At 47.9% G+C, this 15,380-nt stretch carries 8 protein-coding genes and 1 pseudogene; 6 read left to right on the top strand and 3 right to left on the bottom strand.

Annotated elements, in window-relative coordinates; genetic code table 11:
* The first annotated feature begins 56 nt into the window (after positions 1-56).
* The 4 genes from NQ518_RS04775 (at position 57) to lpxA (ending at position 6,840) form a co-directional block, all read left to right on the top strand.
* Positions 57-1,247, top strand: coding sequence for an efflux RND transporter periplasmic adaptor subunit (locus NQ518_RS04775; protein ID WP_227960689.1), 1,191 nt, complete (start codon positions 57-59; stop codon positions 1,245-1,247).
* Positions 1,248-1,324: 77 nt separating this feature from the next.
* Positions 1,325-4,534 carry an efflux RND transporter permease subunit gene (locus NQ518_RS04770; protein ID WP_227960691.1) on the top strand — a complete coding sequence of 1,070 codons (3,210 nt, stop codon included), beginning with the start codon at positions 1,325-1,327 and terminating at the stop codon, positions 4,532-4,534.
* A gap of 2 nt (positions 4,535-4,536) precedes the next feature.
* On the top strand, positions 4,537-5,931 hold the full coding sequence (locus NQ518_RS04765) for a TolC family protein (RefSeq protein ID WP_227960692.1): 1,395 nt from the start codon (positions 4,537-4,539) through the stop codon (positions 5,929-5,931).
* Between the two features lie 126 nt (positions 5,932-6,057).
* Positions 6,058-6,840, top strand: coding sequence for an acyl-ACP--UDP-N-acetylglucosamine O-acyltransferase (gene lpxA / locus NQ518_RS04760; RefSeq protein ID WP_227960694.1), 783 nt, complete (start codon positions 6,058-6,060; stop codon positions 6,838-6,840).
* 54 nt (positions 6,841-6,894) lie between these two features.
* Here the strand turns inward: lpxA and pdxT are convergent, their stop codons facing one another.
* Genes pdxT through NQ518_RS04745 form a run of 3 tightly spaced genes read right to left on the bottom strand, consistent with a single transcriptional unit; the run spans position 6,895 to position 9,420 of the window.
* On the bottom strand, positions 6,895-7,467 hold the full coding sequence (gene pdxT, locus NQ518_RS04755; RefSeq protein ID WP_227206230.1) for a pyridoxal 5'-phosphate synthase glutaminase subunit PdxT: 573 nt from the start codon (positions 7,465-7,467) through the stop codon (positions 6,895-6,897).
* A gap of 4 nt (positions 7,468-7,471) precedes the next feature.
* Positions 7,472-8,350: a pyridoxal 5'-phosphate synthase lyase subunit PdxS gene (pdxS, locus tag NQ518_RS04750; RefSeq protein ID WP_227206232.1), complete on the bottom strand. Its 879-nt coding sequence runs from the start codon at positions 8,348-8,350 to the stop codon at positions 7,472-7,474.
* A complete protein-coding gene (locus NQ518_RS04745) occupies positions 8,347-9,420 on the bottom strand; it encodes a hydroxymethylpyrimidine/phosphomethylpyrimidine kinase (RefSeq protein ID WP_227206234.1) in 1,074 nt (357 codons plus the stop codon). The genes pdxS and NQ518_RS04745 overlap by 4 nt, the downstream gene beginning before the upstream one ends.
* Positions 9,421-10,440: 1,020 nt before the next feature.
* Here NQ518_RS04745 and NQ518_RS04740 point away from each other — a divergent pair.
* Positions 10,441-13,757, top strand: a pseudogene (locus tag NQ518_RS04740) (SusC/RagA family TonB-linked outer membrane protein).
* Between the two features lie 14 nt (positions 13,758-13,771).
* Complete coding sequence (locus NQ518_RS04735; protein ID WP_227960696.1) at positions 13,772-15,376, top strand: RagB/SusD family nutrient uptake outer membrane protein; 1,605 nt, start codon at positions 13,772-13,774, stop codon at positions 15,374-15,376.
* Positions 15,377-15,380 lie beyond the last annotated feature (4 nt).

Genomic DNA, 15,380 nt, shown 5'->3' with positions numbered 1-15,380 from the left:
AATTCTTATTGTATGTTTTTTGAGAAAGAATGAAAAATAATAGATTATATAAAGGTATGAGACAAAAAAGTATGTTTTTGTTTGCAGCCATGGCTGCACTCTTGGTTTCGTGTGGCGGTAGACCCAACATGAAATTCGGTGACAACGAATATCCTGTCACGCAAATCGAGTCGACGGGTTCTACAACCCAGACCACTTATCCAGCCGTGATCAAGGGTATTCAAGATGTTGAGATTCGGCCGAAGGTGTCGGGATTCATTACAAAACTGAACGTGAAAGAGGGCCAAACAGTAGGCAAGGGCCAGGTGTTGTTCGTGATAGACAACAGTACTTATCAGGCATCGGTTCGCCAAGCGCAGGCTGCCGTGAACTCAGCCAAGTCGCAACTCAACACCGCTAAGTTGACCTACGAGAACAGTGAGCAGTTGTTCAAGAGCAATGTCATTGGCCAATACGAATTACAATCAGCTCAAAATACTTACGCAACGGCACAGGCAGCGGTGGCTCAGGCACAAGCTGCACTGGCTTCGGCGAAGGAGATGCTGAGTTTCTGCTATGTGAAGAGTCCGGCGGCAGGTGTCGTTGGCAGCCTTCCTTTCAAGGTGGGGGCCTTGGTCAGCGCTTCAAGTCCCACGCCGTTGACCACCGTTTCCAACAACAGCACCATGGAGGTTTACTTCTCCATGACTGAAAAAGATGTGCTGGAAATGACCAAGACATCGGGCAACATGTCGGCTGTCATCGCGTCGATGCCAGCGGTAAAATTGCAGATGGCCGATGGCACCATCTACAACCAGCCTGGTAAGGTGGTGAAGATGAGTGGTGTGATAGACCAAACCACGGGTACCTTGACGCTGATCGCACACTTCAAAAATCCAGATCGGTTGTTGAAGAGTGGCGGATCTGGCTCTATCGTCGTACCACGGGTAAGCAACCACGCCATCGTTATTCCGCAGTCGTATGCAACTGAGGTGCAGGATAAGATTTTTGTTTATACGGTTGGCAAGGACAACAAAGCCAAGTACACGGAAATTAAGGTGGCTCCGCAAAACGACGGACAAAACTATATCGTGACAGAGGGACTGAAAGTGGGCGACCGCATTGTTACCAATGGCATCACAAAGTTGAGCGATGGCATGGAAATCAAGCCCATCACGCAGGCACAGTACGCCAAGAAAATAGCTGATGCAGAGAAACTTGGCGAGATTCAGGGTGACTACGGAAAGATGAAAGAGGCTTTTAAATAAAGGCGAATTTGATGGGTTGGGGTGAGAACCGGCCTATCATGAATGCTGAAAAGTAAGCGAGAAAACAACAACGAATTATGACATTTACAAAATTTATCAAGCGACCGGTATTGTCAACGGTGATCTCCGTGGTCATCGTGATCTTGGGATTCATCGGACTGTCCACGCTTCCCATCGAGCAATATCCGGATATAGCGCCACCTACCATTTCGGTATGGACCAGTTACATCGGCGCAGATGCTGAAACGGTGAAGAACTCTGTGCTCGCTCCTCTTGAGGAAAGCATCAACGGAGTGGAGAACATGGAGTACATGACCTCGCAGGCTACCAACGCTGGTTCGGCGCAAATTACCATTTATTTCCGTCAGGGAACCAACCCAGACATGTGTGCCGTCAACGTGCAAAACCGTGTTTCGCAGGCTCAATCCTTACTGCCGGCAGAGGTGAACCGCGTGGGCGTGACCGTTTCCAAGCGTCAAACCTCGCAGGTGTTGATGTACACGCTGACGTCAGAAGGTGGCAAATACGATGATAGGTTTTTAACCAACTACAACAATATCAACATCATTCCGGCCATCAAGCGTGTTCAAGGCGTGGGTGACGTGCAGAGCCCGGGTATGAAGACCTACTCTATGCGTATCTGGTTGAAGCCTGATGTGATGAAACAGTATGGCTTGATGCCATCTGACATCGCTGGCGCGTTGGCCGAACAAAACGTGGAAGCTGCTCCTGGTTCGTTCGGTGAACAGAGCAACATGGCCTACGAGTATGTGATGCGCTATAAAGGTCGTCTGAAAACAGCCGAGGAGTTTGGCAACATTATCTTGCACAGTACGCAGACCGGGCAGACCCTGAAGTTGAAAGATGTGGCAAAGATAGAACTTGGGGGATTGACTTATGCCGTGAGCATGCGCAACAACAACCAACCATCGTCCATGGGTATGGTTCAGCAAATTGCGGGTTCGAACGCCAACGACATTGCTAAAGCGGTGAAAGCTGAATTGGAAAATCAGGCAAAGAACTTCCCGCCGGGCATGGAATACAAGATTAATTATGATGTGACCGAGTTCCTTTACGCTTCTATCGCAGAGGTTCTCAAGACATTGGTCATTACCTTGTTGCTGGTGTTCTTGGTGGTTTACATCTTTTTACAGGACATCCGTTCTACTTTGATTCCGATGATTGCCGTTCCGGTGTCACTGATTGGAACATTCTTCTTTTTGCAATTGTTTGGATTCTCCATCAACTTGCTCACGCTGTCGGCCCTATTGCTGGCGATAGCCATCGTGGTTGACGACGCTATCGTGGTGGTTGAGGCCGTGCATGCCAAGTTGGATTTGGGGTATAAAAGTGCATTGACGGCCAGCATTGATGCGATGAACGAGATTGCGGGTGCCATTATTTCCATTACGTTGGTGATGGCTGCGGTGTTCGTTCCGGTGTCGTTCATCGGTGGAACATCAGGAACGTTCTACCGAGAGTTTGGTGTGACCATGGCGGTGTCAATCATCATATCGGCCCTGAACGCCTTAACGCTCTCGCCAGCATTGTGTGCCATCTTCCTGAAACCAAAGAATGAGGATGGAACCGAGCGTAAGATGAGTAGGATAGACCGTTTTCATGCGTCGTTTAATACCAGTTATGAGAAGGTCTTGGGTAAATACAAAAATCGATTGCAAAAGCTGGTTAGGAAGCCAATTCTTACGGGTGTCTTCATCGTGGTGGGTGCAATAGCCCTGTTCTTGACCATGAAAACAACCAAAACAGGATTGGTTCCAGATGAAGATACGGGTACGCTGTTCTGTACGGTGTCTATGCCTCCGGCAACAAGTGCGGTGCGCACGCAGCAGGTGATCGACCAGGTTGATGCCATGTTGGCCAGCAATCCGGCCATTCAGAGCCGCGAACAGCTGCAAGGATACAACTTCATTGCCGGGCAAGGGTCTGACCAAGCTACCTTTATTATCAAGTTGAAGCCTTTCAGCGAGCGTAACATGGGACAAAGTGCCATGGCGGTTTTAGGCATGATATACAAGCAGACGGCTCAGATTAAGGATGCTCAAATCTTGGCATTCGCACCTCCTATGATTCCTGGTTTTGCCTTGAGTAACGGTGTCTCCTTGGTGTTGCAGGACAAAACAGGTGGCGATTTGAATAAATTCTTCCAAGTAACCAAGGCTTATTTGGCCGAATTGAACAAACGTCCGGAGATACAAATGGCCATGACCTCGTACAATCCAAACTATCCTCAGTATCTGATTGATGTGGATGTGGCTAAGTGTAAGCAGGCAGGTATATCTCCTGCCACCGTTTTGAGTACGCTTCAGGGATATTACGGCGGCATGTACGCCTCTAACTTCAATGCATACGGCAAGCTGTATCGTGTCATGATTCAGGGCGATGTGTCCAGTCGTGAGCGTCCGGAAGGACTGAATGACATCTATGTCCGTACACCTGGCGGCATGGCACCCGTGCAAAGTTTCATTTCGATGAAGCGTGTTTTCGGCCCATCTAATATCAATCGGTTCAACATGTTTACGAGCATCAACGTACAAGTAACGCTGAATAGCGGTTATTCCACAGGTGAAGCCATTCAAGCCATCAAGGAAGTTGCCGCGACAGACTTGCCACAGGGCTACGGATACGACTTCTCTGGCTTGTCAAGGTCAGAGAGTGAGTCGAGCAATGTCACTGGCATAATATTTGTATTGTGCTTCTTATTCGTGTATTTGATATTGGCAGCGCAGTACGAAAGTTACCTGTTGCCCTTCGCAGTTATCCTCTCTATACCGTTTGGATTGGCGGGTGCTTTCCTCTTCACGCAGTTGTTTGGCCACAACAATGACATCTATATGCAGATTTCTCTGATTATGTTGATAGGTTTGTTGGCCAAGAATGCCATCCTGATTGTGCAGTTTGCACTTGAAAGACGACGCACGGGTATGGCCATCACATGGTCTGCCATTCTCGGATCGGGTGCTCGTTTGCGCCCTATCTTGATGACTTCGTTGGCTATGGTCATCGGTTTGTTGCCCATGATGTTTGCCATGGGCGTGGGAAAGAATGGTAATCAAACGCTGGGTGCGGCCGCTGTAGGAGGTATGTTGATTGGTACGCTCTGTCAATTGTTTGTCGTTCCTGGTTTGTTTGTCATCTTCCAGGCATTGCAGGAGAGATTCACACCGATTAAGTTTGATGATGAAGAGAATTCTGAAGCAGAGGCCGAGTTGCAGCAATACGCGCGTCGCCCGGTAGGAATCACAGTAGATGAGTATAATAAGGAATAGTGATGAAAATACAAAATATAATGATTATGGGACTTGCAGCATTGGCGTTGACCAGCTGCAAGAGCCTCTATGGAACGTACCAACGCCCCAATGTGAACACCAGGGGCATCGTTCGTGATTCGCTTTCGATGACAGATACGTTGGTTGTGACGGACACAACGAGCTTTGGTAACATGCCTTGGCGCAGTGTGTTTACCGACCCACAGTTGCAAACGCACATAGAAAGGGCGTTGACCAACAATGTAGATCTTCTGAATGCTGCGCTGAACGTGAAGATGGCTGAGGCACAATTGAAAGCAGCCAGGTTGTCTTTTCTGCCTTCTTTCACCTTTGCTCCCCAGGGAACCATCGCTTCTTGGGATGGTGGAAAGGCCGTTTCAACTTATCAATTGCCCGTTGCTGCCAGCTGGAATGTTGACCTGTTTGGCAATTTGCTCAGTCAGAAACGTGCCGCACAGGTAGCATTATTGGCCACAAAGGACTATCAGACGTTGGTTAAAACCAATATCATCAGCGGGGTAGCGAATATGTATTATACCCTTTTGATGCTCGACAAGCAGCTCGAAATCGTCAACAACATGCACGAATTGACCAAGGAAACGTGGGACAAGATGAAGGTATTGAAAGATCTTGGACGCGGTATTCGGTCGACAGGTGTACAGAGTGCCGAAGCTAACTACTACGCAGTGGAGGCCAAAAAGACCGATTTAGTGCGCCAGATACGTGAAACAGAGAACGCTTTGTCGCTCTTGATGGGACAACCGGCACAGAGTATTTCGCGCGGAAGGCTTGAGAATCAGGCTCTGCCCACCAACTTATCTACCGGCATCGGCATCCGGTTGCTGGCCAATCGTCCCGATGTTCATGCGGCTGAGATGCAATTAGCCGAATGTTTCTATGGCGTAGAAACCGCTCGAAGCCGTTTTTATCCAAGTCTGACGATTGCTCCTACCGGAATGTTTACTAACAGTGCGGGTGCTGCGGTCATCAATCCTGGCAAATGGATGTTGTCGGCTGTCGGCAGTTTGGTGCAGCCTATCTTCCAAAAGGGAAAGATTATTGCAGGCCTACGCGTTGCTGAAGCGCAATATGAAAAGGCCTACAACACATGGCAGAACAGCATTTTAAAGGCAGGAAATGAAGTGAGTAACGCACTTGTGCTTTATCATTCGTCAGATGAAAAGAGCAAGATTGAGGCTAAACAAATACAAACTCTGCAACAAAATGTGGAGGATACCAAGCTTCTTTTAAGTCAGTCGAGTAGTACATACCTTGAGGTAATCACTGCTCAGCAAACCCTTCTCAATGCGCAGATGGCTAAGATTACGGACGATTTTCACAAGATGCAGGCCGTTGTAAATCTCTATCAGGCCCTCGGCGGCGGTATGAAAGAATAGGGTAGGATGGTTGATAAGTTGACAAGGTAGGGCTCTTTAGACAAAATAGTCTTATGAAATAAGGTCTAACCCGCATGATGTATCAACTCATCTGCTAAAAAACAAAAAACTAAAAAACGAAGAATTATGGCATACGATATCAGTGAGAAAGCGGAAATATCACCCAAAGCGAAGATTGGAAACAATTGTAAAATCTTCCCTTTCGTATATATTGAAGAAGATGTTGTGATAGGAGACAACTGTGTGATTTATCCCTTTGTCAGCATTTTGAAGGGAACTCGTCTGGGATGCAACAACACCGTGCATCAATGTTCGGTGATGGGAGCCCTTCCACAGGACTTTGAATTCAAGGGAGAAGACACCGAATTGGTTATCGGAAACAACAACATCATTCGTGAGAATGTCGTCATCAATCGGGCAACCCATGCGGGAGGACAGACCGTCATCGGCCATGACAACTTCTTGATGGAAGGAACTCACATCTCACATGACACCAAAGTGGGTAATCAATGTGTGTTTGGATATGGAACCAAGATTGCCGGTGATTGTGAAATTGGCAATGGAGTGATTTTCAGTTCAAGTGTTATCGAGAATGCGAACACGCGCGTTGGCGATTACGCCATGATACAAGCTGGTACCACGTTCTATAAAGACGTGCCGCCATTCATCATTGCTGGCGGTGTGCCAGTAAGCTATGGAGGTCCCAACAAGACCATGTTGGAAACGTATGGCGTCACAGAAAAGGTTCAGAGTCACATAGCCAATGCTTACCGCCTGATATTCCATGGCCAAACAAGTGTGTTCGATGCGGTGCTGCAAGTAAAGGAACAAGTTCCCGGCGGTCCTGAAATTGAGAACATCATACGTTTCATTCAGGCTACAAAAGCAGGAATCATCGGTAAACTTTAGTTCGCATCGAACACATTTATATAAAGAATAGGATAGGTTGGCACAAAAGCTTTCCTATCCTTTTTTAATGCTCTCAACAAAATACTTGTGTATGCTTACATCCTCATCCAGCTCGGGATGGAAGGCTGTGACCAGCTGATGACCTTGCCGAGCGGCTACAATGTGTCCGTTGACCGTTGCCAATGCCTCAGCCTCGCCATATACTTGATTGATGTAAGGGGCACGGATGAAGGTCATGGGGATATCGTTTTCAATGCCTTCGAATGATGATACGGTACGAAAACTGCCCAACTGTCTGCCATAAGCGTTGCGGCAAACGTCAATATCCATCGTGGAAATGCGTGAAGCCGCTTGCCCATTCTCTTGTTTAGCCAGCAAGATAAGTCCTGCGCAAGTGCCAAACACCGGCAATCCCTCATGGATTTCACGCTGTATGGATGTCAGTAAATCGAGGTCATGCAGCAACTTCACCATCGTGGTGCTCTCTCCACCAGGAATAATCAGACCGTCCTTCGGCTGCTGCCAGTCGTCTTTGTTCCTCACTTCAAACGTTTCTACGCCCAAAGAACGGAGCATTCGTTCGTGTTCGACGAATGCTCCTTGTAATGCCAATATAGCTATTTTCATCTGTTTACTTTCCTCTTTCTGCCATTAGCACTTCAATCTCGTGTTCGTTGATGCCCACCATGGCTTCACCAAGGTCTTCTGACAGCTCGGCCAACCGCTTCGCATCGTTGTAGTTGGTCACAGCCTGTACGATGGCAGCTGCGCGCTTGGCAGGATTACCCGATTTGAATATGCCCGAACCCACGAACACTCCTTCTGCTCCGAGTTGCATCATCAGGGCTGCATCGGCAGGAGTTGCCACACCACCGGCGGCAAAGTTCACCACAGGCAGCTTGCCGTTTTCGTGTACATACTGCACCAATTCGTAGGGAACCTGCAATTGTTTAGCGGCCTCGTACAGCTCATCTTCAGCCATAGAGGTAAGCCTTCTGATTTCAGCCTGCATCATGCGCATGTGTGTCACAGCCTGAACCACGTCGCCTGTACCCGGTTCTCCCTTGGTTCTAATCATGGTTGCGCCTTCAGCGATGCGTCTGAGCGCCTCACCAAGGTTCTTTGCACCGCAGACAAAAGGTACTTCAAACTTGGTCTTATCAATGTGATAGACATTGTCTGCGGGCGAGAGTACCTCGCTCTCATCGATGTAATCAATCTCAATGGCCTGCAAAATCTGAGCTTCAACGAAGTGTCCGATGCGGCATTTGGCCATCACCGGAATGCTTACGGCCTTCTGAATGCCCTTGATCATGTGCGGGTCGCTCATGCGCGAAACGCCACCTGCCGCGCGTATGTCGGCCGGTATGCGTTCAAGAGCCATCACCGCACAGGCTCCGGCTTGTTCTGCGATACGTGCTTGCTCGGGTGTTGTAACGTCCATGATGACGCCTCCCTTGAGCATTTGTGCTAAATTACGATTCAATGTTTGTCTTTCAGTTGTTTTCATTTTATTTGTTTTTGTCGGTAAATACTTGGTGTTGAGTTTCCCATCTTCTTGAAAAACTTCGTGAAATGCGACTGCGAGTTAAACCCCAGCGCATACGCTATCTCTTGAACGGTCTTGCTGGTGGTGTCCAACAAGAACTTACTTTCGTGAAAAACTTGTTCGTCGATGAGGGTCTTCGGCGTTTTCTGCACGATGCGTTTGGTCACCTGTCCCAGGTAACGGGGACTCACGTTCAGCATGTCGGCATAGAACCGCACGTCGTTGTTGGTGGCATAATGCGTAGACACGGCTTTCATGAACGCGTTGAGCAGCTCGCTTCCCCGTCCTTTCAGTTCACCCATCTCGCTCATCTGCTGATGAATGTAAGCGTTGCCTCTACTGATGGCCTCTCTGAAATCATCTGTTTCGCCCAGAAAATAGGCGATGGCCGAGGTCAGGTTGCTGCCCAATCCGTGTGCGTTGGTTTGCCAAAGGGTGGGCGAGGGCTCTACATGCATGTCGCCATCTTGCTGCCATGCGATGAAATCGTGGTCATCGCCGCTGTGCAACAGCACGGCTCGGCACCCCATGTCCAACAGCTTTCTCATGCCGTTGACGATATCGTCGTGGGTCTTGAGCGGACTGTTCAGCAAGTAGGCTGCGTCGTTTTGCTTCAGGATAACCAGCGAGCACAGCGGCAACAGCTTGGTCTTGACGCTGTCAATCGTCTCTGGCGGCATCAGCAGGTCGCCCTGGCTCGACGTTACCACCGGGTCGTAGATGAGTTTCAGTGGTTGGCGTTTCGCCAAAATGCTCACTATGTTATCCAGCGTCTTCACGTTGCGAACCATGCCAACTTTCACCACCGAGGGCTTGATGTCATCAATAAGAGCTTCCACCTGCTCTGCCACAATGTCGGCCGGGATGTCGTAAAAGCGCTGGATGCCAAGCGTGTTCTGCATGGTGATTGACGTGATGACCGACACGGCATATCCGCCCAAGGACGTGATAACCTTGATGTCGGCCTGGATTCCGGCACCCCCAGAACCGTCAGAACCGGTGATTGTCAATATCGTGTTGCGCTGTTTCATGCTACGTCGGCCCCTGATGGTGTGGCACCATGCGCGCCGATTGTCAGATACAAAGGAAAACAAAAAAAGCGAGTTGTACAAATATTGTTCTCATTATGACAATGAAAAGGTTGTTTTGTGCAAGTCGTAACCCAGCGAGCAATGCGAAATTTTCTTGACAAAGCCTTCTTCATAACTCGCGTATTCGCAGCCTCATGCCCCTTTGCTCGCAAATACGGCCAGGATTTCGCGTGTTTGTAAGATGTTTGTGTTCAGTTTGTTATCTCTTTTGTCAAGGCTTCTTACTTTCAATAGCTATGCTTTTACCTTCCAATAGCATTGCTTTTGCCCGTCAAACCCATAACTTTAATCACTCAATGTCATGGTTATTTTTAGCCCAAAGTGCATAAGAAGTGTTGAAAAAGCATGGAGATTGGCCTTCAATGTGCATGAACACCCCGCCAAAACTCTCGTCACTGCATCTGAATCACCCTATTCTTTTTCTAGAAGAAGCGTTCGGGAAGTGTTAAAAAACGGTTGGTTTTCTTGACAAAATCCGGTTCTAGAAAATTATAAATCAGCAGGGTCTGGTCGTTTTGTGGATAATCATTTGTTTGGGTTGTGATGTTTATCAAGCAACAAATGTACAGTTTTGTTTATTAAAGCAGCAAAGCTATTTTTCTTGTAGAAAATGATTTACCATATTCGACAAGAAAAAAGATATGTTGATTCTTAGGAAGCAATCTGTGAGCTATGGGCTTACAGTACGTTTGAGCGCAAGCAATATCATTTGATTTTTACCGATAAAAAGTGGTAAAAGGAGGTTTAATTGTAAAAGAAAGTTAAAAACGATATTATACTTTTAAATCAACTTGCGTTTATAGTTTTTTTAACTTATATTTGTCCAAGATGTTTTAGTGACTATAACTCTTTTTTGTTATTATTTGTACTGTTTTTACTTTTAATTCATAATTTCATGTCGTGAGACAGGATGAAATACTCAATAATGATTAAATTGGGAGTAATCTTAACTTGAAAAATATGAAACAAAAATTAACGATTTTGCTTGTGGATTTGTTTCTCTGTATAGGAGTGGCAAATGCTCAGACGCTAATCAATGGTACCGTAACCTCTGCGGATGATGGCCAACCGGTGATTGGAGCATCTGTGATGGTTGTTGGGACAAAGACAGGCGTGGTGACGAATGTTGACGGTAAGTTTTCGCTTACTTCAACGAAGAGCAATCCTATGATTACGGTGACGTACATAGGAATGAAGACGCAGACCTTGCGCGGTACGCAAAACATGAAGATCGTGTTGCAGTCGGACGCGCAGAAAGTAGACGAAGTAGTGGTGACTGGTATGCAGAAGATAGACAAACGCCTCTTTACCGGTGCCTCCGCTAAAGTTAATGCCGCGGATGCGAAGATAGACGGTATGGCTGATATCAGTCGATCGTTAGAGGGTCGCGCGGCAGGTGTCTCCGTACAAAACGTGACGGGAACCTTTGGTACCGCGCCCAAGATTCGTGTACGTGGTGCCACCTCTATATATGGTAGCAGCAAGCCACTATGGGTGGTGGATGGTGTCATCATGGAGGATGTAGAGAATGTCAGTGCAGATCAGCTCTCCTCAGGTGATGCCAATACGCTAATTTCTTCGGCCATCGCCGGACTGAACGCCGATGACATCGAGAGTTTCCAAATCTTGAAAGACGGTTCGGCCACCTCTATTTATGGTGCACGCGCCATGGCTGGCGTGATTGTCGTTACCACCAAGAAAGGAAAAGCAGGGCAGGCACACATTAATTATAGTGGCGAGTACACCATGAGGCTGGTACCCTCGTATGCCGAGTTCAACATCATGAACTCGCAGGACCAGATGGCCGTATACCAGGAGTTGTTCCTCAAGGGATATCTTCCTTATGCAGGAACGTCCAACGCCTCCGACTCGGGTGTCTATGGAAAAATGTACCAGATGCTGAGTCAGTATGACGTGCGGACAGGGCAGTTTGCTTTGGAGAACACTCCGAAAGCCATTGCCGAATATCTTCGTGAGGCAGAGTATCGCAACACCGACTGGTTTGCCCAGCTGTTCTCAACCAATATCATGCACAACCATTCGGTTAGCATTTCTTCGGGAACGGACAAATCGCAGACGTATGCCTCGGTGAGTGCCATGTTTGACCCGGGCTGGACAGAGCAGAGCAAGGTGCAACGCTATACGGCGAATGTCAATTCGTCGTTCAACCTTTTGAGAAAGGTGAACTTCAATTTGATCGCCAATGCCTCCTATCGTAAGCAGCGCGCACCAGGAACCCTCAGTTCGTCGGTGGATGCCGTGATGGGTGAGGTGAAGCGTGACTTCGATATCAACCCCTACTCGTACGCACTGAACACTTCGCGCGCATTGGATGCAAATACATTCTATACCCGCAACTACGCACCGTTCAACATCATGCATGAGTTGGAGAACAATTATCTGGATCTGAATGTCATCAACTTCCGTGTTCAAGGCCGTTTGACCTATAAGCCCATCACACCTGTTGAACTCACAGTGCTGGGAGCGGTGAAGTACGATGCGACCTCAAACGAGCACAACATACTTGATGCCTCGAACCAAGCCATGGCTTACCGGGCCATGGGTACATCGACCATCCGTGACAAGAATCCGTTCTTGTACAGAGATCCCGAGAATCTAACGGCCCTGCCTGTGACGGTTATGCCTTATGGTGGTATTATGGAACGCACCGACAACCGTATGTTTGGATTCGACTTCCGTGCCACGGCGGCCTACAACAATGTCTTTGCCGAGGATCACATCGTGAACCTGTATGGGGGATTGGAAACCAATAGCTATGACCGCCATAAGACATGGTTCCGCGGATGGGGCATGCAGTACCAAATGGGTGAAATCCCAAACTATGCCTATCAGGTATTCAAGAAGAGCAAGGAAGAGGGCGCCGACTACTATTCGCTGCGTAACACGCATGTGCGCAGTGCCGCTTTCTTTGCAAACGCCACCTATTCATGGAAAGGACGCTATACGCTGAATGGAACCTATCGATACGAAGGTACCAACGGACTGGGTATGTCAAGACAGGCACGATGGCTCCCAACATGGAATATCTCTGGGGCTTGGAACGCACACGAAGAACCTTGGTTTGAGAAACTTAGGCCGGCATTAAGCCACCTCACTTTGAAAGCATCTTATTCACTGACTGCAGACCGCCCCTCGGTAACCAATGCACAGGCCGTCATAGGCAGTTTCACACCGTGGAGATACATCACCAAGGACAGCGAGTCGGGACTGTATATAGACGATGCGGCCAACCCCAATCTAACTTATGAGAAGAAGAAGGAATGGAACTTTGGCTTGGAGGCAGGCTTCTTGTCAAACCGAATCAATTTTGCAGTCGACGTGTATTCGCGTGACAATTACGACTTGATTGGGCTTGCCACTACGGCAGGTACCGATGGCTTTGTACGTAAATATGGAAATATCGCCTCGATGGAATCAAATGGTCTGGAGATAAGCTTGAGCACCACGAACATCAAGACGAAAGACTTCTCGTGGACCACCAGTCTCATCTACTCATACGTACATAACGAGGTGACTGATTTGGAAACGTCTACGCGTGTTATCGACCTGGTGAGTGGAGGCGGTTTCGCACGCGAGGGCTATCCCGTCAGGGCTCTGTTCTCCGTTCCATTTGCAGGATTGAATGGCGAGGGACTTCCCACGTTCACCAATTGGGACGGTACAACCACCGTGTCGGGCATCTATTTCCAGGACAGTAAGAAAGAGCAGCTTGACTTCTTGAAATACGAAGGCCCTACAGATCCCACCACCACTGGCTCGTTGGGAAACATATTCCGATATAAGGGACTGAGCATGAATGTATTCATTACCTATTCCTTTGGAAACGTGGTAAGGCTGGATCCTGTGTTCAAGGCATATTACAATGACCTGACTTCAACCCCAAAAGAGTTCAAGAACCGATGGATGCGGCAGGAGAGGAGAAAACAACAGACATTCCAGCGATTGCCACACAACGGCAGAACTGGAACGACACCGACCTGCGTATTGCCTACAACTCCTATAATTTCTCTACGGCGCGTATCGCCAAGGGCGACTTTATCCGCATGAAAGAGATATCTTTGGGATACGATTTCCCAAAGTCCCTATACGGTGCTATCGGTTTGAACAACCTTTCCCTGAAGTTGCAGGCTACGAACCTCTTCTTGATTTATGCTGACAAGAAACTCAACGGACAAGATCCCGAGTTCTTCAATACGGGTGGTGTTGCCGTTCCCGTTCCGAAGCAGTTTACACTTACCTTGCGATTAGGAATTTAAAAACATTTATCGATATGAGAACAATGAGATCTATATACCATACATTTATCCTGGCTTTGGGTGTTGCAGTACTCACAGGATGCGATAATTTTTTGGACGTGATGCCCGACAACCGTACTATTGTGGACGATGAGGTGAAGGTAAAGGACCTGCTCGTTTCGGCCTATCCTACCCACACCTATCAGATCTTCACAGAACTGATGTCTGACAATGTCGACGAGTATCCCAATACCTATACAGACCGATTCGTTGGTGAGTTCTATGCTTGGAAAGATCCCACGGAGAACAACAATGAGTCGCCCGAGAACTATTGGCAGAATGCCTACAACGCTATTACCACGGCCAACAACGCACTCGATGCTATTGACAAGCTGGGAGGTCCAACCACCCCTTTGTTGCGTGAGAGCATGGGCGAGGCATTGATGGTTCGAGCATACGGACATTTCATGCTGGTGAACATCTTCTGCAAAAACTACAACGCAGCCACGTCCGACAAGGATTTGGGTATCCCACTGATGTATGAAACAGGCTCGCTGATTGGCCAGGTCCCCGATAGGGGAACGGTTGCCGATGTGTACAAGTCGATAGATGCGGATATCCAGAAAGCCCTTCCGCTGGTTGGTGACAGTCATCTCAGTGTGCCTAAGTATCATTTTAATGTGGGTGCCGCTTATGCGTTTGCTGCACGTTTCTATCTGTATTATGAAAAATGGGACAAGGCCATTGAGTATGCCAACAAGTGCTTAGGAGGTAATCCTGCGTCGTTACTCAGAGACTGGGCTAATACGGCTAAGCTGCCCTCTAAATTTGATGTGCGTTCACAACATTATGTTTCATCAGAACTGAATTGCAATCTTTTGTTGGCTACGGGATTTTCAAAAGGTGGGTTAGCGTTCGGGCCATACAGGACTTGGAAGAAATACACGCATGGCACCTATATCTCTACCAATGAACTTGGCGGAGCTCAAAACATCTGGGGTGGCAGCACGAGGCTCTACGATGCTCCTCACACCTATCCAGGAACAGGCTATAGTTACGTGATTTACTGGCGCATACCTCATCTATTTGAGTATACTGACCCTGTGGCAGGTATAGGTTACAACAAGTCTATATTTACTTTGCTCACCACAGACGAGTGTCTGTTGAATCGTGCTGAGGCCTACATTATGACTAAAAAGTTTGACCAGGCGGCAGCCGATCTGACCCTGTGGATGCAGAATGCCACTAAGTCGAAGATGGTGCTCACGCCCAAAGAGATCGAGGAATTCTATAATAAGGCGAAGTATAGTTATGATGACAAGGAAAGTCCATTAGCCTCGACCATCAAGAAGCATTTGCATCCTGCGTTCACAATCGATAAAGAAGGCAGCACGCAGGAAGCGATGTTGCAGTGTGTGCTTGGCTTCCGTCGGATGGAAACCATTCATCAAGGCATCCGTTGGTTCGACATCAAGCGCTACGGTATAGAATATCCGCGCCGTAAGATATCTATGGCAGGAGAGCCCGAAGAGAAGACGGATTTCCTTTCTAAGGACGATGACAGGCGGGCACTCCAGTTGCCATCCAAGGTAATTGATGCAGGTGTTAAGCCTAATCCGAGAAATACAACTAAAAAATAATTTT

The organism is Hoylesella buccalis ATCC 35310 (assembly GCF_025151385.1).
Lineage (GTDB): Bacteria > Bacteroidota > Bacteroidia > Bacteroidales > Bacteroidaceae > Prevotella > Prevotella buccalis.
Note: the sequence above shows the minus strand (reverse complement) of the source record. Positions and strands in the feature narration are given on the sequence as shown.

What these genes read in the sequence shown, in the direction of transcription:
- NQ518_RS04775 (WP_227960689.1), top strand. Translation starts at nt 57, where the DNA reads ATGAGACAAAAAAGTATGTTTTTGTTTGCAGCCATGGCTGCACTCTTG.
- NQ518_RS04770 (WP_227960691.1), top strand. Translation starts at nt 1,325, where the DNA reads ATGACATTTACAAAATTTATCAAGCGACCGGTATTGTCAACGGTGATC.
- NQ518_RS04765 (WP_227960692.1), top strand. Translation starts at nt 4,537, where the DNA reads ATGAAAATACAAAATATAATGATTATGGGACTTGCAGCATTGGCGTTG.
- lpxA (WP_227960694.1), top strand. Translation starts at nt 6,058, where the DNA reads ATGGCATACGATATCAGTGAGAAAGCGGAAATATCACCCAAAGCGAAG.
- pdxT (WP_227206230.1), bottom strand. Translation starts at nt 7,467, where the DNA reads ATGAAAATAGCTATATTGGCATTACAAGGAGCATTCGTCGAACACGAA.
- pdxS (WP_227206232.1), bottom strand. Translation starts at nt 8,350, where the DNA reads ATGAAAACAACTGAAAGACAAACATTGAATCGTAATTTAGCACAAATG.
- NQ518_RS04745 (WP_227206234.1), bottom strand. Translation starts at nt 9,420, where the DNA reads ATGAAACAGCGCAACACGATATTGACAATCACCGGTTCTGACGGTTCT.
- NQ518_RS04735 (WP_227960696.1), top strand. Translation starts at nt 13,772, where the DNA reads ATGAGAACAATGAGATCTATATACCATACATTTATCCTGGCTTTGGGT.